This window comes from Bradyrhizobium sp. HKCCYLRH3073, assembly GCF_051167995.1.
Lineage (GTDB): Bacteria > Pseudomonadota > Alphaproteobacteria > Rhizobiales > Xanthobacteraceae > Bradyrhizobium.
Genome location: NZ_JBNPUD010000001.1, coordinates 727,537 through 753,100 on the forward strand (window position 1 = coordinate 727,537; position 25,564 = coordinate 753,100).

A 25,564-nucleotide genomic window follows, 5' to 3' on the forward strand; every position below is an offset into this window, starting at 1 on the left:
GGGCAGGGTTGCAGCGCGGCAGCGCAAGGAACCGGACAAACTGTTCATCGTTCAACTCGCCGCAACAGGTGTCGCAACGACGCGCTCATCTCAATGGGAAGATCATGGATCAGCTTTCAGGCTACGCGCACCGGCCCTTTCCTTTCGTGTTGCGCTATCTCATGAGGCGCCCTGCAGCGCATCTCATTATTCTGCTGTCCGTCGTCGGTGCAGTTGCCTGCTCGGTGGGCACGCAATATGGTGTGAAGTCGCTGGTCGACGCTCTCTCCTCCGGGCCGTCGCGTGACAGCAATGTCTGGACCGCGTTCGTGCTGCTGATGGCGCTGATTGCGACCGACAACATTCTCTGGCGCGTCGCCAGCTGGATCGCGAGCTTTACCTTCGTGCGCGTGACCGGAGATCTTCGGCGCGACATCTTCCGTCATCTCACCGGGCATGCGCCGAGCTATTTTGGCGATCGCCTGCCGGGAATGTTGTCGAGCCGGATCACGGCCACGTCGAACGCGGTGTTCACCGTCGAGAACATGTTCATGTGGAACGTGCTGCCGCCATGCCTCGCCACGGTCGCGGCCATCTGCCTGATCGGAACCGTGAGCGGTCCGATGGCGATCGGCCTGCTGCTGATCGCGGCCATGATGGTGGTGGCGATGTTCCGTCTGGCCGCCGCCGGCAAGCCGCTGCACGACGATTTCGCCGACAAGGCTGCGATGGTCGACGGCGAGATGGTCGACGTGATCTCGAACATGCCGCTGGTGCGCGCCTTCTGCGGCCTGCGCCACGAGCACGACCGGTTCGACGCGACCATCGACAGGGAGCTCGAGGCGCGGGGGCGCAGTCTCCGCTACCTCGAGAAGCTGCGCATCCTGCACGCCACGGTGACGATCGTGCTGACGGTCGCGCTCATGGCCTGGGCGATTTCGCTGTGGCAGCGGGCCGGGGCGACGACCGGCGACGTCGTGCTGGTCTGCACGCTCGGCCTTTGCATTCTCAACGCGACGCGCGATCTCGCGGTCGCGCTGGTCGACGTCACCCAGCATGTGGCGCGCATGAGCGAGGCGATCGCGACCCTGTTGCAGCCGCACGAGCTGCGCGATCACCCCGAGGCCGAGCCGCTGGTCAAGAGCGGCGCGGCGATCGCGTTCGACAACATCACCTTCCACTATCCGGGCGGCCACAAGCTGTTCGAGAATTTCACGCTGCGGCTGCAGCCCGGCCAGCGCGTCGGCCTGGTCGGTCAGTCCGGCGGCGGCAAGTCGAGCCTGTTCACGCTGCTGCAACGGTTCTATGATCCGCAAGCCGGCCACATCACGATCGACGGCCAGGACATCGCCAGGGTCACCCAGCAGAGCCTGCGCGAGGCGATCTCGGTGGTGCCGCAGGACATCTCGCTGTTCCATCGCTCCATCCTGGAGAACATCCGCTACGGACGTCCGAGTGCGACCGACGATGAGGTGTTGCGGGCGGCGATCGCGGCGCGTTGCGACTTCGTCGAGACGCTGCCGGAGGGGTTGCAGACGATGGTCGGCGATCGCGGCGTCAAGCTGTCGGGCGGACAGCGCCAGCGCATCGCGATCGCGCGGGCCTTCCTCAAGGACGCGCCGATCCTGCTGCTCGACGAGGCGACGGCAGCGCTCGACAGCGAGTCCGAGGAGGCCATCCGTGAGGCGTTGAGCCGCCTGATGCGCGGCCGCACCGTCATCGCGATCGCGCACCGCCTCGCGACCTTGCGGAATTTTGACCGCGTGGTGGTGCTGAAATCGGGCAGGATCATCGAGGACGGCGCGCCCGACCGGCTGATGCAGGACGAGGGCCCGTATCGGGACCTCGTGACCCAGGAGATGAACCGGCTCGCCAAGTTCGCCGCCTGATCGTTGCGTCGGATCGCGTCGAGAACGTGCACTCTCGGTTGTCCGGGCACTTCAATATCGCATGAGGCCAACATGTCCGCCGAAGTCGCAAGCACACTGTCGTTGATCACCCGGACGGACGAGCCTGCCGAGCAGCCGTTCTACATTCCCATGACGGGGCCGGCGGCACGGCCGCGGCGCTCGCTCAAGCATGACGATACGTTCATCGTCCTCGACGGCCATGGCGACATCGGCGCCTCGGCCGGCGGACCGGACGGTCTCTTCAACGCCGATACGCGCTATCTCGCGCGCCTCGAATTGACGCTGGACGACGTTCAGCCCCTGCTGCTCGGCTCGAGCCTGCGTGACGACAACTCCGCGCTGACCGTCGATCTCACCAATCCCGACATCTACAGCCAGGGCCGCCTGGTGCTGCCGAAGGACATGCTGCACATCGTGCGGACGATCTTTCTCTGGCATGGCACGGCCTATCAGCGCATCGGGCTGCAGAACCATGGTGATCGCCACGCCAGCTTCGATCTCAAGCTCACGTTCGACAACGATTTTGCCGACCTGTTCGAGGTGCGGGGCTCGGTGCGGCCCCGCCGCGGGGTCGGCTCGAGCCGGCTGGTCGATCCAGGCGAGGTCGTGCTTCACTATCGTGGGCTGGACAATGTCACACGCACCACGGATATGAGCTTCGATCCGCGTCCGACCAGTCTCACCACCAATGTCGCGACCTATCATTTCGATCTTGCGCCGCAGGAATCTGCGTCCCTGTTCGTGGCCGTGATGTGCAACGCCAAGGCCGGCGAGCGGCCGGGGCGCTTCTTTCGGAGCCTGCTCGCCCATCGGCGCGAGATGCGCCGCTGCACGCACGGCGCCACCACCATCGAGACCTCCAACGACATCCTCAACGAGGTGCTGTGCCAGGCGGCGGCCGACCTCAACATCCTGATGACCGACACGCCGGAAGGACGTTATCCTTATGCCGGCATTCCCTGGTACTCGACGACGTTCGGCCGCGACGGGCTGATCACGGCGATGCAGATGCTGTGGGTCGATCCGCGCATCGCCCGCGGCGTGCTGCGCCGGCTCGCGGTGCATCAGGCGCGCACGACCGATCCGCTGGCCGATGCCGAGCCCGGCAAGATCCTGCACGAGATGCGCGGCGGCGAGATGGCGGCGCTGCGCGAGGTGCCGTTCGCCTGTTACTACGGCAGCGTCGACTCCACCCCGCTGTTCGTGCTGCTCGCCGGCCTCTACATCGAGCGCACCGGCGACATCGACACCCTGCGCGAGCTTTGGCCGGCGATCGAGCTGGCGTTGCGCTGGATCGACGGACCCGGCGATCCCGATCGCGACGGCTTCGTCGAATATCAGCGCGCCTCCGAGCAGGGCCTCGCCAACCAGGGCTGGAAGGATTCCTACGACGCGGTGTTCCATGCCGACGGCCGCCTCGCGGAAGGTTACATCGCGCTTGCGGAGGTGCAGGGCTATGTCTTTGCCGGCAAGCAGCTGGCGGCGCGTTGCGCCCGTCGGCTCGGCAAGCCCGAGATGGCGGACCGGCTCCAGGCCGAGGCCGCCCGTCTCGCGGAACGGTTCGAGGACGCCTTCTGGTGCGAGGATCTGAACACCTATGCGCTGGCGCTCGACGGCCACAAGCAGCCGTGCCGGGTGCGGACGTCCAACGCGGGTCAGCTCCTGTTCAGCGGCATGGTGCGCGAGGACCGCGCCCGCAAGCTCGCCGCTGACCTGCTGCGGCCGCATTTCTTCTCGGGCTGGGGCATCCGCACCGTGGCGTGCGGCGAAGCGCGCTACAATCCGATGTCCTATCACGACGGATCGATCTGGCCGCATGACAACGCGCTGATTGCGCTCGGCCTGTCGCGCTATGGCCTCAAGCATGCGGTTGAGCAGGTGTTCGGCGGCCTGTTCGAAGCGGCGTCCTACATGGATCTGCGCCGGCTGCCGGAGCTGTTCTGCGGCTTCCGGCGGGAGAAGCATCGCGGCCCGACCCTCTATCCGGTGGCCTGCGCGCCGCAGGCCTGGGCCAGCGCGACGCCGTTCACCTTGCTCGAAGCGGCCCTCGGACTCGAGTTCGACGCCGAGCGCGGCCAGATCCGTCTGCGCAATCCGCGGCTGCCGCCTTTCCTCGACTGGGTTGTGCTGCGCGATCTCCGGCTCGGCAGCTCGACGATCGACCTGCGCATTCGCCGCCATGGCGAGGATATCTCGATGGAGGTGCTGCGGCGGCGCGGTCAGATCCAGGTCTCGCTGGTGCTGGCGCAATGATGACGCTGAAACACACTCTTCGCCGGGCTGCTCGCAGTTGCCTCGTCATGCTGCCGCTGCTGATCGGTTCGTATGCAGGCGATGGGCATGCGCAGCAGCCGTCGCCGACACCGCCTGCCAGGGACGCAGCGGCGCCCGCAAAGGAGCCGGCACCGCCGCCCTCGGTCACGATCCTCGGCGCGCGCGATGCGCATGGCGTGCTCGGCCGCGACGTGCGCAGCTCGACCGGCGAGGACATGGGCCACATCGTCGATGTCATCGTCGATCCCACCGGGACGGTGCGCGCCGCGGTGATCGATTTCGGCGGCTTCCTCGGCGTCGGCAGCCGCAAGATCGTGGTCGACTGGACCGCGCTCGACTTCAAGCACATCGCGGAGAAGAGCGACCAGGTCACGCTCGACCTTACCAAGGAGCAGGTGAAGGCCGCGCCCGAATACAAGGAGGACAAGCCCGTCGTCGTGCTCGGCGCGTCCGGCAAGCTGTCACCCTGGGATTTCGATCATTGAGTTGATGCGTGAGATTGCCGGTCCGGCCTGCGCGTGCAGCGGAACACCGTGGGGGATGTTCTGTCCCGTCAGCCTCATGAGTTGAGAATAGAAAGCCATGCCGATTGCACGGCCGTCGAGATCACCTGACCGGGAGCCCGAGCCTGACGGCGCGGCAGAGGCGGGCGCGCGTCCGGATGCAGGGCAGGATCATGGCCCGACGATTGCGAGACCTACGCCGTCGCGGCAGAGCCTGCGCGGGCTGGACTGGTTCATCTTCTTCCTGGCCGATGTGCAGACCGGCTTCGGTCCCTTCATCGCGGTCTATCTGACGACGCAGAAATGGACGCAGGCCCAGATCGGCCTGGTGCTGTCGATTGGCGGCATCGTCGGGCTGATCGGGCAGATGCCGGGCGGCGCGATCATCGATGCGGCCCGGTCCGAGCGCCGCGTCGCCGGTCTGGCCATCGCGACCATCGGCTGCTGCGCGCTCGCCTATGCCGCTTGGCCGATCTTTCCCGTGGTCGCGGGTGCCGCGACGCTGCATGCGGCGGCGAGCTGCGTGCTCGGACCTGCGATCGCGGCGATCAGCCTCGGCTTGGTCGGGCCGCGCGGCATGGCGGAGCGGCTCGGCCGCAATGCGCGGTTCGCGTCGCTCGGCAACGGCGTGGCTGCGGCCGTGATGGGCACCTGCGGCTATCTGCTGTCCAGCCGCGCCGTGTTCCTGGTCACCTTCATTCTCGCCTTTCCGACGCTGATCGCGCTGTCGCGCATCCGCGAGCGCGAGATCGACGTCGCGCGGGCGCACGGCCAAGCCGATCACGAGGACAAGGAGGTCGCGCGGCTGTCGAACCTGCTCGGCCTGCTGCGCCAGCGCGCGCTGCTCGTCTTCGCGCTCGGCGTGTTCCTGCTGCAGCTCGCCAATGCGGCGATGCTGCCGCTGATGGCCGGCGTGGTGACGACGAAATCGAGCGAGTGGGCGCCGATGCTGATCGCGTTCTGCATCGTGGTGCCGCAGGCGATCGTGGCGCTGACCTCGCCTTCGGTCGGCGCGGTCGCGCAGCAATGGGGCCGCAGGCCGCTGCTGATGCTGGGGTTTGCCGCGCTCGCGGCGCGCGGCGCGCTGTTCGCGGTCGTGCACGATCCCTACGTGCTGGTGGCGGTGCAGATCTTCGACGGCATCACGGCGGCCGTGTTCGCCGTCATGATTCCGCTGACGGTGGCCGACGTCGCCTTCGGCAGCGGACATTTCAATCTGGCGCAGGGAATCGTCGGGACGGCATCCGGGATCGGCGGATCGCTGTCCACCGTGGTCGCCGGCTTCGCCAGCGACCGCTACGGCAGCGCCACTGCATTCATGGGTCTGTCAGGCGTGGCGCTGACAGGTCTTCTCTTGATCGCGCTCTTGATGCCGGAGACCGGGCAGCGCGAGCGCAGGGCATGAACGGGCAGGGCGCCTCAGGCGTCCATGCTGCGCAGGCGCTGGCGGTTGCGCAGCACGATCTGGCGGGCACCGGAGAAACCGAGAACGCCCTGGCTGTGCAACTGCGACAGCGCGCGCGACACGGTCTCCAGGGTCAGGCCGAGATAGTCGCCGATATCGCGGCGGCACATCGGCAGCGCCATCATGCCGGCGACGGCGAGGCGGCGGTCCATCTCGAGCAGGAAGGTCGCGACGCGCTCCATCGCGGTCTTGCGGCCCAGCAGCAGCATGTGGTCCTCGGCATGGCGGAGATCGCCGGCCGTCATGGTCCAGAGCTTGCGGGCGACCGCGACGTCGACACCTGCGGCCTGTTCGAGGCTGCGGCGCTTCACCAGGCGCACGGTGGTGTCGATGATGGCTTCGGCGGCGAGACGGTGCATCGAGCCGAATTCGAGGCCGAAAACGTCACCGGGAAGATGGAAGGCGCCGATCTGGCGGCGGCCGTCGGAGAGCAGCTTGTAGCTGCGAACGGCGCCGGAGATCACCTGGTAGACGTACTCGGCCGGCTCGTCCTCGCCATAGATCTCCTCGTCCTTCTTGTAGGAGAACTCGCTGGCGATCAGCCCGGCATGACCGGTGATCTCGGCAAAGGGATTGGCGGCAGGAGAAGGGACGACAGCAGAGGGGACGGCGTGGGGGGCGTTGGTGGTGACGACCGGGTGGGTAATCGACTGATTGAGCATGACCATCTCCTTGCGGCGGATGGCGATGTGGTACATTGCGGCTCCCGTTAAGGACATTTCGGCCGTTATCTTAAGGGGGGTCCCTTACGTAGATGTACGTAGGCCGGCCGGGTCAGACGACGCGCTGGGCGGTACCCGAATGGTCGTTGGCGATCGCCTTGCGGATCCGCTTCACCAGGTTGTCGTCGAGCAGCGGCTTGAGCAGGAAATCCTGGATCCCGACGGCCGCCGCGCGCGCCGCAAGCCGGTCATCGTAATGGCCGGTGATCAGCACCACCGGAGCGGTGGCTCCCTGCTGACGCAACCGTTCGGCGAGCTCGACCCCGTTGATCTCCGGCATCTTGTAGTCGACCACGAAGCAGTCGACGGTCGCATGGTCGGACGCCTTGAGCAGCGCCGTGCCGCTGCGAAACGTGCGCACGTCGAAGCCGTCGGCCTCCAGCAGAAAGCGCAGCGAGCCGAGGACATCAGCATCGTCGTCGGCCACGTAGACCGTGAGTTTTGTGTGAGCCGACATCGCACGTGCCGCGAGAATGTGATGTTGAACCGAGGCACAACATAACACTCGATTCTGTCAAGGTAGCTTGATCTAGCTCAATCCTTCAGCGCGCCTGCGCGCATCGCCAGACGCACCAGCTCGGAGAGGCTGTTCGCTCCCATCTTGGTCATCACGTTGGCCCTGTAGACCTCGATGGTGCGCGGGCTGATGTCGTATTCGCGCGCGATCAGCTTGTTGGAGAGGCCGGCCATCAGCCCATCCATCACTTGGCGCTCCCGGGGGCTCAGGCTGGCGACGCGCGCCAGGATGTCCTGCGTGACCGATTCGTTCTTCGCGGCTGGCTCGGCCTGCTGGATTGCCGTTTCGATCATGGCGACCAGTCGCTCGTCCTCGAACGGCTTCTCCAGAAAATCGATCGCGCCGAGCTTCATCGCTTCGACCGCGAGCGGCACATCGCCATGGCCGGTCATCACCAGGATCGGAAAGCTGCTGCCGGCGGCCTTCATGCGCTTGAGCAGCTCGATGCCATCGATGCCGGGCATCCGCACGTCCGAGACGACGCAGCCGAAAGGGAGCATCGGCAGTCGGCCGAGGAAGACCTCCGCGTTCTCGAACAGCGTGACGTCAAAGCCTGATGAATCGAGCAGGAAGTTCAGCGAGTCCCGCATCGCCTCGTCGTCGTCGATCACATAGACCTTGGCCTGTTCAGCCATCGTGCTCAACCTTGGTTGGGGCAGCCGGCAGGGTGAAGCGGAACGTCGCGCCGCCCGCTTCGTTGTTCTCGGCCCACATGCGCCCGCCATGGGCCTCGATGATGGACCGGCTGATCGAGAGGCCGACTCCCATTCCGGTGTCCTTGGTGGTGAAGAAGGTCTTGAAGAGGTTGGGCATGACGTCGTCGTGGAATCCCGTTCCGGTATCGGACACCGCAACCTCGATCAAGTCGTCGCTGATCTTGCGATTCGTCGCACTGAGCTCGCGGCGTGCGGAATGAGACATCGCCTCGAGCCCATTGCGGAACAGATTGACCAGGACCTGCTGAATCTGGACCCGGTCGGCGAGCACGAGATCGGCATCCGGATTGAGTTGGAAGCGCAGCTGGACGTTCTGCTCGCGGGCGCCGGAAAGGCCGAGCGCGCCGGCTTCCTCGATCAGCTTCGACAGGCTCTCGACCCGCTTCTCCGATTCGCCGCGCGAGACGAAGTCGCGCAGACGGCGGATGATCTGGCCGGCGCGAATCGCCTGCTCGGCGGCGCGCTCCATCGCGCTCTCGATCTTGGGCGTGTTCGGATCGCTGCTGCCGGCCAGCAGCCGGCGCGAGCCTTTCATGTAATTGCTGATCGCGGCGAGCGGCTGGTTCAGCTCATGGGCCAGCGCCGAGGCCATCTCGCCCATGGCGCTGAGGCGCGACACGTGGACCAGCTCCGACTGCAGTTCGCGCAGCCGTGCCTGGGTCTGCTGATGCTCGGTGAGATCATGGGCGAAGCCGGTGAAATAGGGCTTGCCGCCGGACTGCATCTCGCCGATCGACAGATGCATCGGGAACGTCGTGCCGTCGCGGCGGCGGCCGGTCACGATGCGGCCGATGCCGATGATACGGCGCTCGCGGCTGGCATGGTAGCGGGTGAGGTAGCCGGCATGGCGCGAGCGGTCCGGCTCGGGCATCAATTCGCTGACGTCGAGGCCGACCGCTTCTGCCTCGGTGAGGCCGAACATCCGCTCCGCCGCGGAGCTGAAGAACTGGATCGTGCCGCTGCCGTCGATCACGATCATCGCGTCCGGCACGGTGTCCAGGATCGAGCGGAAATGCTGCTCGCGCAGCCGCAGCGTCTCCTCCAGCCGCTTCTCCTGGTCGATGTCGAGGGCGATGCCGCGCAGATGATGCGGCGTGCCGGCCTCGTCGGCGACCACGCCGGCGAGCACGCGAATCCAGTGCCCGCCGCCGGACACCTTGAACGACATGTCGAATCCGGTGCTCCGATGGCGCGAATCCTCGATCGCCGCCTCGACCGGCGCGCGATCCTCGGGCGCGAGCAGCGCCAGGAAGGAGCCGTAGGTCACCGGCTGATCGGCCGCCACGCCGAACAGCTTCCGCGTCGTCACCGACCAGTAGAACTCGCCCGAGGCCAGATCGAGATCCCACGCGCCGAAGCCCAGCCTCCGAGCGTCCTCGGGAGCGTCCTCGGGCCTGGCGGATGCATCCGGGAAGGGGTGGGTGAAGTCGCGCAATTCGAAGCCTTTGATCGATTCGCCGTTATCCGATTCGCCGTTACCGCCGCAGCCGGGAGGCCGACCACCGCGGTATCTTATACCAGATTGCGCCGTTGCAACCCGGGCCGACTTAAACTTTGGTTCGACAATTCAAGGCTTTCTCCGATCCTGGGTCGGGTTGCAACGGTGTCCTGCCGTCCATGCTCCCGCGCCGCACCTTGATCTATCTCATCACGGCAGGCGATTTCACCTCTAAGAGTTGCATGGAAGCAATGTTTGGAGAGGCGGGATGACGTTCGCGACTGTCATGGTGAGCCTTGCGCTCAGTCAGCCGAATGAGGCCCGCCTTCGGGTCGCGGCCGACCTGGCGGCGCGCTTTGACGCAGCTGTCATCGGCGTTGCGGCCGCGGAATTCGCGCCGCCGCTGTACTTCACGACCGGCGAGCAGGCGCAGGATCTGATCGAGCAGGGTGAGGCCGCGCTGCGGAATCGACTGGCCGAGCTCGAGCAGGAGTTCCGCACCGCAGTGGGTGACCGGGCTGCGTCGTTGAGCTGGCGCAGCGCCGTGGATTTCCCCGCGCGCTACGTGCTGGCGCAGGCCCGTGCCGCCGACATTCTCGTCACCGGCGGCGTGCCACCCGGGGTGTCCGATGCGTTCGCGGTGGCCAATCCCAAGGATCTTGTCATGCAGGCCGGGCGCCCGCTGCTCGTGGTGCCGGACAACGTCAGCAGCCTCGATCTCGGGACCGTGCTGGTGGCCTGGAAGGAGACACCGGAGGCGCGCCGCGCTTTGGCCGATGCCCTGCCGCTGCTCGCCAGGGCGAGCGGCGTCGTGGTCGCCGAGATCCCGGAGAACACCTCGGAATATGACGCCTGCGAGGCGCGTCTTGCGGACGTTGTCGCATGGCTCGGCCGTCACAAGATCGTCGCATCGGCGCGCATCGCGGAACCGGGGCCGGGGCGCAACGTTGCGGCTACGCTCGACGCCGTCGCCGCCGATGTTTCGGCCGGTCTCGTCGTGGCGGGCGCCTATGGCCATTCCCGATTCCGCGAGCTCGTGCTCGGCGGGGTCACCGAGCATCTGATGACGCGCAGCGAGCGTTGCGTTCTGCTGTCGCACTGAAATTCGACCCGCTTCATTCGAGAACAGGATTGCCGCCTTGTACAGATTTCTCGAGGAAACCGCCGGCAACTACATGACGCGGAACGTCACGACCGTGACCCGGGAGACGACGATCCGCGAGCTCGGCGAGATGTTCGACCGCGACGATTTCAACACCTACCCCGTCGTCGAGAACGACGAGGTGATCGGCATCGTCACCAAGTTCGACGTGCTGAAATGCTTTGCCTTCACGCCAAATCAGATGCTGCCGCGCTATACGGACCTGATGAACCGGACGGTCGCCGACGTGATGACATCCGAGTTCATCTATGTCCGGCCGGATACGAAGCTGACGCGCGTGCTGCAACTGATGGTCGAGCATCGTATCCGCAGCCTGCCCGTGACCGACGGCGACAACAGGGTCGTCGGGATCGTCGCCCGCGAGGATATCGTCAGGGCTCTGGCCGCCGCCGCGAAGGAATGATCGCGAAGACCTGATCTCAGGCCTTGTGCCAACGTCTGGAAGATGAGGCCCGCACGTGTGCCGCGTGCGGGCCTCATCTGGCTCTGTGCATCGGATCATGCATCGCCGGGATCGTAATCTGCCGCGGTCCTGGTTCCCTCCGGCTGGTTCTGCAACATTCCCAGTCTTTACGGCGAGCCGGTCGCAAAGTTGATTTCGATCAATTCCACGTGTGAACGATTGTGGTTGCTGGGCTCGTGTTCTTTCAGCGAGATTCCGCATGAGCGCGTCCTCATCCACAAAATCCATGACCATCGGCGAAAGTGGCTTGTCGCTCACTTTTGCCGTCACCGCCTTCCTGTGCGTCTTCGCTGCGGCGAAGGCACTGGATACGGCCTTCGCGTTCCACGCCTCGCTCGCGGCTGCCGCCAGCGCGGCGTCCGTCTTCTTCATCCTCAACCGCTACTTCGAGCGCGGCGAGCTGCCGCCGCAGGAGATCAATGGCCGACCGAACTACAATCTCGGTCCGATCAAGCTCGGCGCGGTCATGGCGATGTTCTGGGGCATTGCCGGCTTCACCGTCGGTCTCATCATTGCCTCGCAATTGGCATGGCCGGCGCTGAACTTCGATCTGCAGTGGATCAGCTTCGGTCGCCTGCGCCCGCTGCACACCTCGGCGGTCATCTTCGCCTTCGGCGGCAACGTGCTGATCGCGACCTCGTTCTACGTCGTGCAGCGGACCTGCCGGACCCGTCTGGCCGGCGACCTCGCGCCGTGGTTCGTGGTGCTGGGCTACAACTTCTTCATCGTGATCGCCGGCACGGGCTATCTGCTCGGCGTTACGCAGTCGAAGGAATATGCCGAGCCGGAGTGGTACTCCGACCTGTGGCTCACCATCGTCTGGGTGGTCTATCTTCTGGTGTTCCTGGTGACGGTCATCAAGCGCAAGGAGCCGCACATCTACGTGGCGAACTGGTTTTACCTTGCCTTCATCGTCACGATCGCGATGCTGCATCTCGGCAACAATCCGTCGCTGCCGGTTTCGCTGTTCGGCTCCAAGTCCTACATCGCCTGGGGCGGCATACAGGATGCGATGTTCCAGTGGTGGTACGGCCACAACGCGGTCGGCTTCTTCCTGACCGCCGGCTTCCTCGCCATCATGTACTACTTCATCCCGAAGCGGGCGGAGCGTCCGGTCTATTCCTACCGGCTGTCGATCATCCACTTCTGGGCGCTGATCTTCCTCTATATCTGGGCCGGCCCGCACCACCTGCACTACACGGCGCTGCCGGACTGGACGCAGACCCTCGGCATGACCTTCTCGATCATGCTGTGGATGCCCTCCTGGGGCGGCATGATCAACGGCCTGATGACGCTGTCGGGCGCGTGGGACAAGCTGCGGACTGACCCCGTGCTGCGCATGCTGGTCGTGTCGGTCGCCTTCTACGGCATGTCGACCTTCGAAGGTCCGATGATGTCGATCAAGGTTGTCAACTCGCTCAGCCACTACACCGACTGGACCATCGGTCACGTGCACTCCGGTGCGCTCGGCTGGGTCGGCTTCGTGTCCTTCGGCGCATTGTACTGCATGGTGCCGTGGATCTGGAACCGCAAGGGTCTCTACAGCCTCAAGCTCGTGAACTGGCACTTCTGGACGGCCACGCTCGGCATCGTGCTCTACATCTCCGCGATGTGGGTCTCGGGCATCCTGCAGGGTCTGATGTGGCGGTCCTACACGGCGCTCGGCTTCCTCGAGTACTCGTTCATCGAGACTGTCGAGGCGATGCATCCCTTCTACATCATCCGCGCAGCCGGCGGTGCACTGTTCGTCATCGGCTCGCTGATCATGGCCTACAATCTCTGGATGACGGTCCGTGTCGGTGAGGAAGAAGTTCAGTCGCCCGTCGCCCTTCAGCCGGCGGAGTGAGGTAACCAATCATGTCTTTCTGGCAACGACACCAAGTCTTCGAGAAGAACTCGATCATCCTGGTCATCGGCATCCTGCTGGTGGTCGCGATCGGCGGCCTCGTCGAGATCACTCCGCTCTTCTACCTGAAGAGCACGATCGAGGCGGTCGACGGCATCAGGCCCTACACGCCGCTCGAGCTGGCCGGCCGCAACATCTATGTCCGCGAGGGGTGCTATCTCTGCCACTCGCAGATGATCCGTCCGCTGCGCGACGAAGTGGAGCGTTACGGCCACTTCTCGCTCGCTGCGGAGAGCATGTACGACCACCCGTTCCAGTGGGGTTCCAAGCGCACGGGGCCTGACCTCGCCCGCGTCGGCAACAAGTACTCCGACGACTGGCATGTCACCCATCTGACCAACCCGCGCGCCATCGTTCCGCAGTCGATCATGCCCGGCTATCCCTTCCTGAAGGAGACCGAGCTCGACGCGGACAACATCGCCGACCATCTGAAGACGCTGCGGATGGTGGGGGTGCCCTACACCGACGACCAGATCGCCAACGCCGCCGCCGACCTCAAGGCGCAGGTCGATCCGGACGGTGCCGGCGCGGAGGCGCTGGTCAAGCGCTATCCGAAGGCGGTGGTGCGCAACTTCGACGGCAAGGCGGGTGCGCCGACTGAAATGGATGCGCTGGTGGCCTACTTGCAGATGCTCGGCACGCTGGTGGACTTCAAGATCTACAACGAAAAAGCCAATCTGCGCTGAGATCGAGAGGCGAGCATCATGAAGCCCATCATTGCAGTGGAAAACATCGCGTCGTCACTCGTGACGACGCTGTGGACCCCGATCTTCGTCGCGATTTTCCTCGCGATCGTGACCTATGCCCTCTGGCCTCGCAACAAGGCCGCTTTCGACGAGGCGGCGAGCATGCCGTTGCGGGAGGAGTAATTCATCATGGCTGACCACAACGAAGTTGACAGCGTCACGGGCACGGCCACGACCGGCCACGTCTGGGACGGCATCAAGGAGCTCAACACCCCGCTGCCGCGGTGGTGGGTGATCACCTTCTACATCACCATCGTCTGGGCGATCGGCTACTGGATCGTGTATCCGGCCTGGCCGCTGATCTCCAGCAACACGCAAGGCATGTTCGGCTACTCGTCCCGTGCGGACGTGGCGGTCGAGCTTGCCAATCTCGAGAAGATCCGCGGCGCCAAGATGGCCGCGCTCGCGACGGCCTCGCTCGCCGACATCGAGAAGGATCCGGCGATGCTTGCCCTGGCGCGTGCCAAGGGCAAGACCGTGTTCGGCGACAACTGCGCCGCCTGCCACGGTACCGGCGCGGCCGGTGCGAAGGGCTTCCCGAACCTGAACGACGACGACTGGCTGTGGGGCGGCTCGCTGGAGCAGATCCAGCAGACCCTGCTGTACGGCGTGCGCTCGGGGCACCCGAAGACCCGCGAGGGCCAGATGCTCGCCTTCGGCAAGGACGGTGTCCTGAAGCCGGCGGAAATCATCACGGTCGCCAACTACGTCCGCGAGCTGGCGGGCCTGCCGACCCGGCCGGGCTATGACGCCAAGGCCGGCGCCAAGATCTTCGCCGAGAACTGCGCGGCCTGCCATGGCGACAACGCCAAGGGCAATCCGGAGCTCGGCGCGCCGAACCTCACGGACAAGATCTGGCTGTACGGCTCCGACGAGGCGACCTTGATCGAGACCATCACCAACGGTCGCGCCGGTGTCATGCCGGCCTGGGAGGGCCGTCTCGACCCGACCACGATCAAGGCGATGGCGGTCTATGTCCACTCGCTGGGCGGCGGAAAGTAACGGAAATCCAACGGAACTTTCCCTTCAATTGAGCTGGATCAACTGAGCGGCCGGAGGTGGATATACCTTCGGCCGCAACTGCGAGAAGACCCCAGCCATGATCCGCCAGCCATGAACCAGACGGTAAAACCGGACGACCTGCAGCCCCAAGATCTGCAACGGGTGGACGATTACGGTCCGCTCTATGCTGCGCACAAGAAGGTCTATCCGCAGAGCGTCTCGGGCACTTTCCGCCGGATCAAATGGGGCCTGATGGGCTTCTGTCTCGGCGTCTATTATTTCCTGCCGTTCGTGCGCTGGAATCGCGGCCTCGGCGCGCCCGACCAGGCGGTGCTGATCGACTTCCCGAACCACCGCTTCTATTTCTTCTTCATCGAGCTGTGGCCGCAGGAGGTGTACTACTTCACCGGCCTCCTGATCATCGCCGCCATCGGCCTGTTCCTGATGAACGCGATCGGCGGCCGCATCTGGTGCGGCTATCTGTGCCCGCAGACAGTGTGGACCGACCTGTTCTATGCCGTCGAGCGCCTGATCGAGGGCGACCGCCGGGAGCGCATGAAGAAGGATGCCTCCGGCGACCCGATGAAGCTGGAGCGGATTTCGGAGCTCGTGCTCAAGCATTCGATCTGGCTGATGATCGCGTGGTGGACCGGCGGCGCCTGGGTGCTGTATTTCAGCGATGCGCCAACGCTCGTGAAGGATCTCGTCACCTTCCAGGGGCCGATGCTCGCCTATGTCTGGATCGCGATCCTGACCGCGACGACCTACACGCTCGCCGGCTTCATGCGCGAGCAGGTCTGCGTTTATATGTGCCCGTGGCCGCGCATCCAGGCGGCGCTGACCGACGAATGGGCGCTCAACGTCACCTACCGCTATGACCGCGGCGAGAGCCGCATGTCGGTCAAGAAGGCCGCCGAATTGCGCGCGCTCGGCCAGCCTGCCGGCGACTGCATCGATTGCAAGCAATGCGTGGCGGTGTGCCCGACCGGCATCGACATCCGCGACGGCGCCCAGATGGACTGCATCCAATGCGGCCTCTGCATCGACGCCTGCGATACCGTCATGACCAAGATCGGCCGCCCGACGCGGCTGATCGGCTATGACAACGACATCAACATTCATCGCCGACAGGAAGGCAAGCCGCCGATCTACAAGCTCGTGCGCCCGCGGACCATTGTCTATGCCGCGATCATCGCCGTGGTCGGCGGTGCCATGGTCTACAAGCTCGCGACCCGGTCGCTGCTCGAGGTGAACGTGCTTCACGATCGCAACCCGATCGCGATCAAGCTGTCCGACGGCTCGATCCGCAATGCCTATACGGTGCGCGTCCTCAACAAGCACGGCTTCGATCGCGTCATCGCCATCGACATCGAAGGGCCGGCCAACGCCGCCGTCCACGTCGTCGGCGCCGATTCCGTGACCCCGGACCGGCCGATGATCGTGATCGGACGCGACCAGACCGAGGAGCTGCGCCTGCTGGTGACCGCGCCCGAAGAGAGCAATCCCGAGAAGTCGATTCCGGTGAAGTTCCATGTGACGGATATTGGTCTCGGCGTCGTCGCCTCCGCCACCGACAATTTCGTCAGCCCGTAGAGCAAGGGAGCCCGTCAATGGCCAGCCGTTCCAATCCTTCCTTCCAGCTGACCGGAGGCATGGTGCTCGCGATGCTTCTCGCCTTCTTCGGGACGGTGATCGGCGTCAACGTCTACATGATGACGGTGGCGATCTCGACCCTGCCAGGCACCGAGGTCGACAGCGCCTACAGCGCCAGCCTCGGCTACGAGAACGAGATCGCGGCGGCGCGCGCCCAGGAGGCGCGGCGCTGGCAGGTCGAGGCGCATATCGAGCGCGGCGCAGGCGGCGCGGCGGTGGTGCAGGTCAACGCACGCGATGCGAGCGGCAATCCGCTGTCTGGCCTGACCTTCCAGGGCCGGCTCGAGCGTCCGGCCGACAAGCGCGCCGACCAGGAGGTCGCGCTGGCCGAGATCGGCGGCGGCATCTATCGAGGCACCGCGGAGGCGATCGCGCCGGGCCAGTGGGACCTCGTGCTCGAAGGCGATTCCAGCGGCCGCCGCCTGTTCCTGTCGAAGAACCGCGTGCTGCTGAACTGAAGGACGTCCGATCATGCATGTGACGCGTGACTTCTCCCATTACGTCAAGGATCTCGGCGCCGGCCTGAAGCACATCGACCTCGCGGTCGAGGGTGTCAGCTGCGCCGGCTGCATGGCCAAGATCGAGCGCGGCCTCTCCGCGCTGCCCGACGTGACGCTTGCGCGCGTCAATCTCACCGACCGCCGCGTCGCGCTGGAATGGAAGCAGGGCACCCTCGATCCAGCCAGGTTCATCGACCGCCTCGCCGAGCTCGGCTACAAGGCCTATCCGTTCGAGAAGGCGAGCGCCGAGGCCACCGAGGCGGAGGAATCGCGCTTCCTGCTGCGCTGTCTCGGCGTCGCCGCGTTCGCGACCATGAACGTGATGATGCTGTCGATCCCGGTGTGGTCGGGCAACGGCAGCGACATGCTGCCCGAGCAGCGCGACTTCTTCCACTGGCTGTCGGCCGTGATCGCGCTGCCGGCCGCGGCCTATGCCGGCCAGCCGTTTTTCCGCTCGGCGTGGCGCGCCTTGAAGACCGGCAACGTCAACATGGATGTGCCGATCTGCATCGGCGTGATCCTGGCCTTGGGCATGTCGATCGTCGAGACGTTTCATCACGCCGAGCACGCCTATTTCGACGCCGCGATCATGCTGCTGACCTTCCTGCTGGTCGGCCGCTATCTCGACCAGAACATGCGGCGGAGGACCCGCGCGGTCGCTGGCAATCTCGCCGCGCTGAAGGCGGAGACCGCGACCAAGTTCATCGGTCCCGACGAGATTTCGGAGGTGCCGGTCGCCGCCGTCCGCGCCGGCGATCTGGTGCTGCTGCGGCCCGGCGAGCGCTGCGCCGTCGACGGTGTCGTGGTCGAGGGCCGCTCCGAGATCGACCAGAGCCTGATCACCGGCGAGACGCTGTACGTACCGGCCGAGCAGGGGACCGCCGTCTATGCCGGTTCGCTCAACATTTCCGGCACGCTGCGTGTCCGGGTTTCCGCCGCCGCCGAGGGCACCTTGCTCGCCGAGATCACGCGCCTGCTCGACAACGCGCTGCAGGCGCGCTCGCGCTACATGCGCCTCGCCGACCGCGCCTCGCGGCTCTATGCGCCGGTCGTGCACGCGACGGCGGCGCTCACCGTGCTCGGCTGGGTGCTGATGGGCGCGAGCTGGCACGATGCCATCGTCACCGGCATCGCGGTGCTGATCATCACCTGTCCCTGCGCCCTCGGGCTTGCGATTCCCACCGTGCAGACGGTGGCGTCGGGCGCGATGTTCAAGTCCGGCGTGCTGCTCAATGCGGGCGATGCGATCGAGCGCCTCGCCGAGGCCGATCACGTCATCTTCGACAAGACCGGCACCTTGACGCTGCCGGAGCTCGAGGTCGTCAACGCCGCCGACATTCCTGCAGATGTGTTCGCGCTGGCCGGCCAGCTCGCGCTGTCGAGCCATCATCCGGTGGCCGCGGCGGTGGCCCAGGCCGCCAATGCGCGGTCGCCGCTGATGGGCGCGGTCGAGGAGCCGGGCCAGGGTGTCCGCGCCGTCGTCGACGGCGTCGAGATCAGGCTGGGACGTCCGGCCTTCTGTGGCGCCGAGGCGCTGGTTGCGCAGACCAAGGGCGTCGATCCCGAGGCCTCGGTGGTGGCCTTCAGCCGTGGCGATAGCAGGTACCTGTTCTCGGTGCGCCAGGGCCTGCGCCCTGACGCCGCCAAGATCGTCGCCGGCCTGCAGCGGCGTGGCATCAAGGTCGAGATCCTCTCGGGCGATCGCGAGGCGGCGGTGGCCGCGGCCGCCAAGGCGCTCGGCATCGGCGCGTGGCGCGCGGGCGTCACGCCGGCCGACAAGATCGCTGTTATCGAGGAGCTGAAGCGCGCGGGCGTCAAGGTCATGATGGTCGGCGACGGCATGAACGACGCGCCGTCGCTCGCCGCCGCGCACGTCTCGATGTCGCCGATCTCGGCCGCGCATCTGAGCCAGGCCACCGCCGATCTCGTCTTCCTCGGTCGTCCCCTGGCGCCGGTGCTGGCCGCGATCGACTACGCGCGCAAGGCGCTGCATCTGATGCGGCAGAATCTGTGGCTCGCAGTCGGCTACAACGTCCTGGCGGTGCCGCTTGCGATCAGCGGCGTCGTCACCCCGCTGATCGCGGCAGCCGCGATGTCCGGCTCCTCGATCATCGTCATGCTGAATGCGCTACGTGCCCGCAAGGTGGCCGGGGAGGCCGCGTCATGGAAGTGATGATCATTCTCGTCCCGCTCGCTCTGGCGCTCGGCCTGGCCGGCCTGGTCGGCTTTCTCTGGTCGCTGAAGAGCGGCCAGTATGAGGATCTCGAAGGGGCGGCCTGGCGCGCCATCGCCGACGACGATGAGCAGGCCCCGCCGTCTCAGCCCGAGCCGGCGCCGAGCCGGTCCTGAGCGTCCGGCGGCGTCAACCAGCGCGCCAGGTATCCCGCGATCCCCAGCGCGGCGGCGATGCCTGCGACGCAGGCCGTCCAGCCGAACCGGTCGAACAACTGCCCGAGCACGGCCGTGCCGACGATGCCGCCGGCGAAATAGCTGGCGAGGTAGAGTCCGCTGGCGACACCCTGATCGTGTGTGGCGGCCTTTCCGACGAAGCCTGTGGTCACCGCCTGGGCGAAGAACGTGCCGGCGCCGACCAGCACCATGCCGGCCAGCACCGCCCCGAGCCGTGACGACAGCATCAGGACGAGGCCGAGGCCTGCGGTCGCGAGTGCGCCCCAGATCGCGCCCTGTGTGCCAATCCTTGCGACCATCCGGCCCGCCAGCAGCGTGGTGGCGATCGACGGCAGGAAGACGAAATACACCAGTCCGACCTCCATCATGCCGAGCGACAGCGGCGGCCGCACCAGCACGAAGTTCACGAAGGTGAAGGCGCCGATGAAGGCGAACAGGACGCAGAAGCCGACGCCGAAGGCCGCGCGCAGGCGGCGGTCGCGCAGGTGATCGGCGATGGCCCCGCCGCGCAGCCGCATCGCTCCCTCCGCACGCATGGCCGTGCCTCCGACCGCGAATGCGGCGAGCAGGGCGCCGCAGACATTGAGCGCGGCGAAGACGTAGAAGGTCGGCTTGAGGCCGAGGGCCCCGGTCAGACCGGCCGAGAGCAGCCGCCCCACCAGATTGCTGGCGACGTTGCCGGTGATATAGGCCGCGAAGGCGCTGCCGGCTTCGCCGGCGCTGCACTGCTCGCCGAGATAGGCCAGGGTGAGGGCGAACGCCGAGGCCATGCACAGGCCCTGCAGGATGCGCAAGCCTGCGAAGATGGAGAGGTCCGGCGCGCTGCCGAGCAGGGCGGTGAAGCCGGCGAGGAGGGCAAGGCTGGCAACGATGCCGATCCGGCGATCGATCAGCGGGCTGAGCAGGCCGATGACCAGGCTCGCGATCGCCATTCCCAGCGTGCAGGCGTTGACGGCGAGCCCCATCTCGGCCGCGCTGACCTGATAGTAGCGTGTGAGGACCGGCAGCATTGCCTGCGCCGCGAACAGATCGACGAGGCTGAAAAAGGCGAGCAGGCCGACCAGGACCGCGCGCCGCGCCGCCGTTCGTGCATTCACATGGCCGGCTCCAATCGGCAACCGCGCGGACATATCCGTCATGGCAATCTCCTCGGCTCGACAGCGCAACGCGGCCGTATCCGGATCGCCTGCCCGAAGGGGCGATCCGAAGGCGGCTGGCGGAGGTACGCGATCTACATGTTATGGTCGTGCGGATCCTTGCGAACGTCGCCGACATAGAGGATGACCGTCTCCTTGCCGTCGTTCTTCCACCAATGCGACGTGCCGAACACCTCGGCTCTCAGATCTCCGGCCTTGTGCAGGATCGGCTCGGCGCAGTTGCTGGCATATTCGACGATCTCGCCCTGCTGAACGAAGATCAGCGCCGGGCGATCGTCATGGCTGTGCCACGGCACGATGCCGCCCGGCGCGATGGTCAGCTTGCGGAAGCGCAGCTCGCGGTCCTTGAGATTGGCGGGCTGCTTGGCGAGATCGATCGCGCCAAGGGTGACGTCGGTCACGCCGACCGCCTTGACGTCGGCTTTCTCACGCACGCCGGCCTTGATCTTGTCGGCCGGACACTCGCCGGCGCGGGCGCCGGACGCCGCGATCACCGTCGTAGCAAGGGCCAGGACGAAAGCGGCGCTCAGGCGGCGCGCGCGTGTAGCTGCGATCTGCATCAACATGTCATTGTCTCCTCTGATGGAACAGCGGCCCGCGCCGAGCGGGCATCGCAGGGCGCAGCATCGGGGAGCAGAGCACGTGATGGAAATGCATCCTTTCTCTGGAGCCGATAGACCGCCGCTATCGATAGGCGGGCGCTATCCTCGCGATTGGACAACGGCATTTCTCAAGCAGGGCAGCTCACGCTTGTAATGCGAGCGCCCGATGACGGGCGACAGCATTCATGAGGAGGAGATATCCATGACCCGCCTGTCCAAGACCTTGATTGCCGCGGCCGTGGTCGCGGTCTCTGCCACCGCAGCCATCGCGCAAGGCGGCCTCGATCTCGCGCCCGGCATGGCCTATGTCTACAGCGCCGGCAAGACCAGCATGATGACGATGGCCACCGGCGACGCCAATCATCGGGCCATGATGCGCCACGCCAGGAAGGTGCCGAACAACACCGTCTTCTTCATGAGCGACGGGCAGCTCTATTCGACGTCCGGCATGCTCGATCCCACCGGCAATTTCTACCGGCCCTGAGCGCGGCAGCCGGGCAGGCCGCCCTTGTGGTCGGCTTGCCCGGGAAACTATCATGGTTGGGGTCCTGAACGTGCCGGAGCAGCTCATGACAGTGCTTTCACCCGCGGATGCCGAGCGGCTCAGACAGGCCTTCCTGCAATGCAGGGAGATACAGGGCACCCTGCGACAGCAACTCGAGGCCTATGCCGCTGCGGGTCGCGAGATCTTTCCGGCCTATGCGTCCGCCGTCGACCGCCTGGTGGCGCGGCTCGGAGAAAACGGTGGCGGCGAGACTGCGCCGCGGCCCGGTGAGACGATGCCGCCCTTCGTCCTGCCCGATGAGGCTGGCCGCCTGGTGAGCCTGCAATCCTGCCTCGTCCGGGGGCCGGTCGCCGTGATGTTCTTCCGCGGCCATTGGTGTCCCTATTGCCGGCTCAACGTTCGCGCGGTGATCAAGGCGCAGGCGCGCATCGACGCCGCGGGCGGCGCGATCGTCGCGATCATGCCGGAGCTGCAGGCGTTCACCCAGCAGTTCAAATCGGACGCCGGCGCGACCTTCCCTGTGTTGACGGATCTCGACAACGGCTATGCTTTGTCGCTCAACCTCGCGATCTGGCTCGGTCGTGAGATCCAGCAACTGCTGGCGCACCAGGACCTGGCGAGCTTCCACGGCAATGACGGCTGGGTGTTGCCCATCCCGGCTGCCTTCGTGGTCGGGCGTGACGGCCTCGTGAAGGCGCGCTTCGTCGATCCTGATTTCCGCAAGCGGATGGAGATCGACGATCTGGTCGAAGCGCTTCGCCAGGCCGCAGCTCAGGACAGCTGACCGAGCCATTCCTGCCAGTTCCTGCCGCGCAGCATGCGCATCACGGTCGAGGCAACCGCCGTGCGTTCACGTCCGGCAACGCCGTAGAGATGCACGGTGCGCCGCACGTCGAGTCCGTCGACGGTGGCCCGATGCAGGGTCTCCGGCAGCGCGGTCGTTTGCGGCACCACACCGATGCCGACTCCGGCTTCCATCAGCGCGATCAGGTCGCGTTCGGAGTGGACGTCATGAGTTCGTCCGAGGTCGACGCCGCGCTCGCGGAGCAGCGTGCGCAACCTGTCCGCATGTTCGCAGTAGTTGCGGCAGAGCAGCGCGTCGCCACTGAGATCATCGATCGTGATCGCGTCCTGCCCCGCCAGCCGGTGCCGGCTGCTCACGGCGAGCGCGAAGTCCTCCGTGAAGAGAGGCCAGACATCCAGCCGATCCCAGGTCTCGTCGATCTCCGAGGCGATGCCGAGCTCTGCTTCGCCGTTCTTCAGATGCTCTGCGATCATGCGGCTGCTGCCGCGCAGAAACCTTAGCTCGAGCTGGTTGAACTGGCGCTGCAGCTGATCGAGCAGCGGGATCAGCAGCGCAAGGTCGACCGAGTCGGCGAGCGCGATCCGGAGCGTGCCGAGCTCTCCGCTCTTGAAGGACGAGGCGAGCGTTCGCGCGCCGACGGCAGCCTCGTAGCATTGCTTCAGCAGTGGATGCATGCGCTGGCCGAGCTCGGTGAGTTGTGCGGCCGGCCGCTCACGCCGGAACAAATCGCCGCCGAGCTCGGCTTCGAGCTGCTTGATCGCACGGGTCAGCGACGGCTGCGTCACGTTGCATTCCTCGGCCGCGCGCGTGAAGTGCAGCAGCCGGGCAACGGCAAGAAAATACCGAACCTGATGCATTTCCATGGGAGAGCTCCGTTCGACCGGGCCGACGTCCCGGATGCAATATCCTAGCAGACCGCGCATCGCATCAACGATCGCGATAGCGAAACCGTATCGTGGGGCGAGCCAAACGGCATTTCCATTCGTCGCGGCAGCCCGGCAGTTTGTTCTCGCCTCGAGCAATCTTCGAAACGGATGAAGGAACAGCCATGGCTGCAGATACGATGACGACCCCGCGCTCGTTACGTCCGTTGTCCGGCAAGGTGGCGGTGATCACGGGCTCGACCAGCGGTATCGGCCTCGGCATCGCGCGGGCGCTCGCCGGCGCGGGGGCACATGTGGTGCTGAACGGCTTTGGCGCGCCGCAGGACATCGAACGGATGCGGTCGGACATCGCAGCCGAGTTCGGTGTGCGGACCGGCTATGCCGCCGCCGACATGATGCAGCCCGCGGCAATCGAGCAAATGATCAACGACACCTTGCATGAGTTCGACCGTATCGACGTACTGGTCAATAATGCCGGCATTCAGCATGTCGCGCTATTGGAGGAGTTTCCGGTCGACAAGTGGAATGCCATCGTCGCGATCAACCTCTCGTCGGCGTTCCACACGATGCGGCTGGCGCTCCCGTCGATGCGGCGGAATGGCTTCGGCCGCATCATCAACATCGCTTCGGCGCACGGCCTCGTCGCGTCTCCGTTCAAATCGGCCTATGTTGCTGCCAAGCACGGCATCATCGGCCTCACCAAGGTCGCGGCGCTGGAGGCGGCCGAGATCGGCATCACCTGCAATGCGATCTGTCCGGGCTACGTCTACACGCCGCTGGTCGAGGCGCAGATCGACGGGCAGGCGAGGGCGCACGGCATCTCCCGCGATCAGGTCATCCGCGATGTCCTGCTGGCGCAACAGCCGAACAAGCGCTTCGCAACGGTGGAGGAGATCGGTGCGCTCGCCGTCTTTCTCGCCAGCGATGCCGCCGCATCGATCACCGGTGTTGCCCTGCCGGTCGATGGTGGTTGGACCGCACATTGACGGTCGGGCGATGTAACAACGACCTGAAGACTGCGAACAGGACAATGCACCGGGAGGGAAGCATGGCAGAGATCGAAGATACAATGCGCGCGATGATCGACCGCGGCAAGCTGCCCGGGCAGGTGGTTCTCGTGCTGCAGGGCGGTGGCGCCCTCGGCTCTTATCAGGCCGGCGTCTATCAGGCGCTGCACGAGGCCGGCCTGGAGCCGGACTGGGTGATCGGGACCTCGATCGGCGCCATCAATGCCGCCCTGATCGCCGGCAGTCCCGTGCAGGAGCGCATCACGCGGCTGCGCGAGTTCTGGAAGCAAATGCACCGGCGGCCAGCCTGGACGGTACGCACGGCCTTTCCGGATTTCAACGAGCGGCTGTCCTATTGGACGACCGTGACGCATGGAATTCCGGGCTTCTTCCGTCCCAACGCCCTGGCGCATGCCGGGGAGGCCTATCCGCTCGGGGCCGAGCAGGCCGGCTACTACTCGACCGCCCCGCTGCGCGAAACGCTGCAGGAGCTGGTCGACTTCGATCGTCTCAACAATGGCGATGTGCGGCTCACCGTCGGGGCGGCGCACGTCAGGACGAGCCGGATGCGTTATTTCGACAGCCGCGACGACGCGCTGGATGTCCGCCACGTCCTGGCATCCGGCGCGCTGCCGCCGGCGTTTCCGGCCGTCCGCATCGACGGCGAACTGTATTGGGACGGCGGCATCCTGTCGAACACGCCGACCGAAGTCGTGTTCGACGACAATCCGCGAAAGGACTCGCTGATCTTCGCCGTGCATCTGTGGAATCCCGAAGGAGCCGAGCCGACGACCATGGCGGAGGTGTTCAACCGGCACAAGGACGTGCAGTATTCGAGCCGGATATCGAGCCATATCGCGCGCCAGCAGCAGACGCATCGGCTGCGGCATATCATCAATCAGCTTGCGGTTCATTTGCCGGAGTCGGCCCGCAACGATCCGGCGATCCGCGATCTCATCAGTCACGGCTGCCAGACGCGGATGCATGTCGTCCGGCTGCTGGCCCCGCAACTCGCTCGCGAGAGCCATACCAAGGATATCGATTTCACCGAGCGGGGCATCATCGCGCGCTGGACTGCGGGCTATCAGCACACGCGATCGGTCCTGCAGCGCAGGCCCTGGTCGGGCGAGCACGATCCGCTCGCCGGCGTGGTGTTGCACGATCCCTCGATCGAGCTTGCAGCGGCTGCCGAGTAGTAGGCCGATGCGCTGACCCGATCCCAATAGTGCAGCATTTCGG

The 25,564-nt window shown here is 65.8% G+C and carries 25 protein-coding genes; 18 read left to right on the forward strand and 7 right to left on the reverse strand.

Annotation, left to right across the window (positions count from 1 at the left end):
* Positions 1 to 104 precede the first annotated feature (104 nt).
* The 4 genes from ACQR1X_RS03325 (at position 105) to ACQR1X_RS03340 (ending at position 6,071) form a co-directional block, all read left to right on the forward strand.
* On the forward strand, positions 105 to 1,868 hold the full coding sequence (locus ACQR1X_RS03325) for an ABC transporter ATP-binding protein (RefSeq protein WP_434898319.1): 1,764 nt from the start codon (positions 105 to 107) through the stop codon (positions 1,866 to 1,868).
* 72 nt (positions 1,869 to 1,940) lie between these two features.
* Positions 1,941 to 4,142, forward strand: a complete 2,202-nt coding sequence (locus ACQR1X_RS03330; RefSeq protein WP_434898320.1) for an amylo-alpha-1,6-glucosidase — start codon at positions 1,941 to 1,943, stop codon at positions 4,140 to 4,142.
* A gap of 47 nt (positions 4,143 to 4,189) precedes the next feature.
* On the forward strand, positions 4,190 to 4,648 hold the full coding sequence (locus ACQR1X_RS03335; protein ID WP_315802550.1) for a PRC-barrel domain-containing protein: 459 nt from the start codon (positions 4,190 to 4,192) through the stop codon (positions 4,646 to 4,648).
* Positions 4,649 to 4,745: 97 nt separating this feature from the next.
* Positions 4,746 to 6,071 carry an MFS transporter gene (locus ACQR1X_RS03340; RefSeq protein ID WP_434898321.1) on the forward strand — a complete coding sequence of 442 codons (1,326 nt, stop codon included), beginning with the start codon at positions 4,746 to 4,748 and terminating at the stop codon, positions 6,069 to 6,071.
* 14 nt (positions 6,072 to 6,085) lie between these two features.
* Here ACQR1X_RS03340 and ACQR1X_RS03345 read toward each other — a convergent pair whose 3' ends face one another.
* The 4 genes from ACQR1X_RS03345 to fixL form a co-directional block, all read right to left on the reverse strand.
* Positions 6,086 to 6,793, reverse strand: a complete 708-nt coding sequence (locus ACQR1X_RS03345) for a helix-turn-helix domain-containing protein (RefSeq protein WP_315802551.1) — start codon at positions 6,791 to 6,793, stop codon at positions 6,086 to 6,088.
* Positions 6,794 to 6,905: 112 nt separating this feature from the next.
* A complete protein-coding gene (locus tag ACQR1X_RS03350) occupies positions 6,906 to 7,310 on the reverse strand; it encodes a response regulator (protein ID WP_316183541.1) in 405 nt (134 codons plus the stop codon).
* 77 nt (positions 7,311 to 7,387) lie between these two features.
* Entirely contained in the window at positions 7,388 to 8,005 is a 618-nt protein-coding gene (gene fixJ / locus ACQR1X_RS03355) for a response regulator FixJ (protein ID WP_315802492.1), read from the reverse strand.
* On the reverse strand, positions 7,998 to 9,521 hold the full coding sequence (fixL, locus tag ACQR1X_RS03360) for a sensor protein FixL (RefSeq protein WP_434839718.1): 1,524 nt from the start codon (positions 9,519 to 9,521) through the stop codon (positions 7,998 to 8,000). The genes fixJ and fixL overlap by 8 nt, the downstream gene beginning before the upstream one ends.
* Before the next feature lie 271 nt (positions 9,522 to 9,792).
* On the opposite strand from fixL, the gene ACQR1X_RS03365 reads away from it, so the two are divergent.
* From ACQR1X_RS03365 to ccoS, 10 genes are all read left to right on the forward strand, one after another.
* Entirely contained in the window at positions 9,793 to 10,626 is an 834-nt protein-coding gene (locus ACQR1X_RS03365) for a universal stress protein (RefSeq protein WP_315802493.1), read from the forward strand.
* 37 nt (positions 10,627 to 10,663) lie between these two features.
* Positions 10,664 to 11,089: a CBS domain-containing protein gene (locus ACQR1X_RS03370; RefSeq protein ID WP_315802494.1), complete on the forward strand. Its 426-nt coding sequence runs from the start codon at positions 10,664 to 10,666 to the stop codon at positions 11,087 to 11,089.
* Between the two features lie 259 nt (positions 11,090 to 11,348).
* Positions 11,349 to 12,995 (forward strand): cytochrome-c oxidase, cbb3-type subunit I, encoded by a 1,647-nt coding sequence (gene ccoN / locus ACQR1X_RS03375; protein WP_434896006.1) that lies wholly within the window; start codon positions 11,349 to 11,351, stop codon positions 12,993 to 12,995.
* Positions 12,996 to 13,006: 11 nt separating this feature from the next.
* Positions 13,007 to 13,741, forward strand: coding sequence for a cytochrome-c oxidase, cbb3-type subunit II (gene ccoO, locus ACQR1X_RS03380; RefSeq protein WP_316218365.1), 735 nt, complete (start codon positions 13,007 to 13,009; stop codon positions 13,739 to 13,741).
* A gap of 18 nt (positions 13,742 to 13,759) precedes the next feature.
* A complete protein-coding gene (locus ACQR1X_RS03385; RefSeq protein ID WP_315802497.1) occupies positions 13,760 to 13,924 on the forward strand; it encodes a cbb3-type cytochrome oxidase subunit 3 in 165 nt (54 codons plus the stop codon).
* A 6-nt stretch (positions 13,925 to 13,930) separates the two neighbouring features.
* The gene (gene ccoP / locus ACQR1X_RS03390; RefSeq protein ID WP_315802498.1) at positions 13,931 to 14,803 is read left to right on the forward strand and encodes a cytochrome-c oxidase, cbb3-type subunit III; all 873 of its coding nucleotides are present in this window, start codon (positions 13,931 to 13,933) and stop codon (positions 14,801 to 14,803) included.
* A 111-nt stretch (positions 14,804 to 14,914) separates the two neighbouring features.
* Positions 14,915 to 16,396 (forward strand): cytochrome c oxidase accessory protein CcoG, encoded by a 1,482-nt coding sequence (gene ccoG, locus ACQR1X_RS03395; RefSeq protein ID WP_434898322.1) that lies wholly within the window; start codon positions 14,915 to 14,917, stop codon positions 16,394 to 16,396.
* Between the two features lie 17 nt (positions 16,397 to 16,413).
* On the forward strand, positions 16,414 to 16,914 hold the full coding sequence (locus ACQR1X_RS03400; protein ID WP_434898323.1) for a FixH family protein: 501 nt from the start codon (positions 16,414 to 16,416) through the stop codon (positions 16,912 to 16,914).
* Positions 16,915 to 16,927: 13 nt separating this feature from the next.
* Complete coding sequence (locus ACQR1X_RS03405) at positions 16,928 to 19,129, forward strand: cation-translocating P-type ATPase (RefSeq protein WP_434898324.1); 2,202 nt, start codon at positions 16,928 to 16,930, stop codon at positions 19,127 to 19,129.
* Positions 19,120 to 19,305 carry a cbb3-type cytochrome oxidase assembly protein CcoS gene (ccoS, locus tag ACQR1X_RS03410; RefSeq protein ID WP_315802502.1) on the forward strand — a complete coding sequence of 62 codons (186 nt, stop codon included), beginning with the start codon at positions 19,120 to 19,122 and terminating at the stop codon, positions 19,303 to 19,305. Before ACQR1X_RS03405 ends, ccoS begins: the two co-directional genes overlap by 10 nt.
* On the opposite strand, the gene ACQR1X_RS03415 is transcribed toward ccoS, so the two are convergent.
* Positions 19,275 to 20,504, reverse strand: a complete 1,230-nt coding sequence (locus ACQR1X_RS03415) for an MFS transporter (protein ID WP_434839714.1) — start codon at positions 20,502 to 20,504, stop codon at positions 19,275 to 19,277. The two genes, ccoS and ACQR1X_RS03415, sit on opposite strands and share 31 nt — an antisense overlap.
* Before the next feature lie 92 nt (positions 20,505 to 20,596).
* Entirely contained in the window at positions 20,597 to 21,088 is a 492-nt protein-coding gene (locus ACQR1X_RS03420; protein ID WP_434886999.1) for a cupin domain-containing protein, read from the reverse strand.
* A gap of 238 nt (positions 21,089 to 21,326) precedes the next feature.
* On the opposite strand from ACQR1X_RS03420, the gene ACQR1X_RS03425 reads away from it, so the two are divergent.
* The gene (locus ACQR1X_RS03425) at positions 21,327 to 21,608 is read left to right on the forward strand and encodes a hypothetical protein (RefSeq protein ID WP_434873666.1); all 282 of its coding nucleotides are present in this window, start codon (positions 21,327 to 21,329) and stop codon (positions 21,606 to 21,608) included.
* Positions 21,609 to 21,693: 85 nt separating this feature from the next.
* Complete coding sequence (locus ACQR1X_RS03430; protein ID WP_434884487.1) at positions 21,694 to 22,413, forward strand: peroxiredoxin-like family protein; 720 nt, start codon at positions 21,694 to 21,696, stop codon at positions 22,411 to 22,413.
* Here the strand turns inward: ACQR1X_RS03430 and ACQR1X_RS03435 are convergent.
* Positions 22,401 to 23,297, reverse strand: a complete 897-nt coding sequence (locus ACQR1X_RS03435) for a LysR family transcriptional regulator (protein WP_315802507.1) — start codon at positions 23,295 to 23,297, stop codon at positions 22,401 to 22,403. The genes ACQR1X_RS03430 and ACQR1X_RS03435 overlap by 13 nt on opposite strands.
* Positions 23,298 to 23,482: 185 nt before the next feature.
* On the opposite strand from ACQR1X_RS03435, the gene ACQR1X_RS03440 reads away from it, so the two are divergent.
* Both ACQR1X_RS03440 and ACQR1X_RS03445 read left to right on the forward strand, forming a co-directional pair.
* The gene (locus ACQR1X_RS03440; RefSeq protein ID WP_434898325.1) at positions 23,483 to 24,304 is read left to right on the forward strand and encodes a 3-hydroxybutyrate dehydrogenase; all 822 of its coding nucleotides are present in this window, start codon (positions 23,483 to 23,485) and stop codon (positions 24,302 to 24,304) included.
* Positions 24,305 to 24,366: 62 nt separating this feature from the next.
* Positions 24,367 to 25,521 (forward strand): patatin-like phospholipase family protein, encoded by a 1,155-nt coding sequence (locus ACQR1X_RS03445; RefSeq protein ID WP_434898326.1) that lies wholly within the window; start codon positions 24,367 to 24,369, stop codon positions 25,519 to 25,521.
* The last annotated feature ends 43 nt before the right edge of the window (positions 25,522 to 25,564 follow it).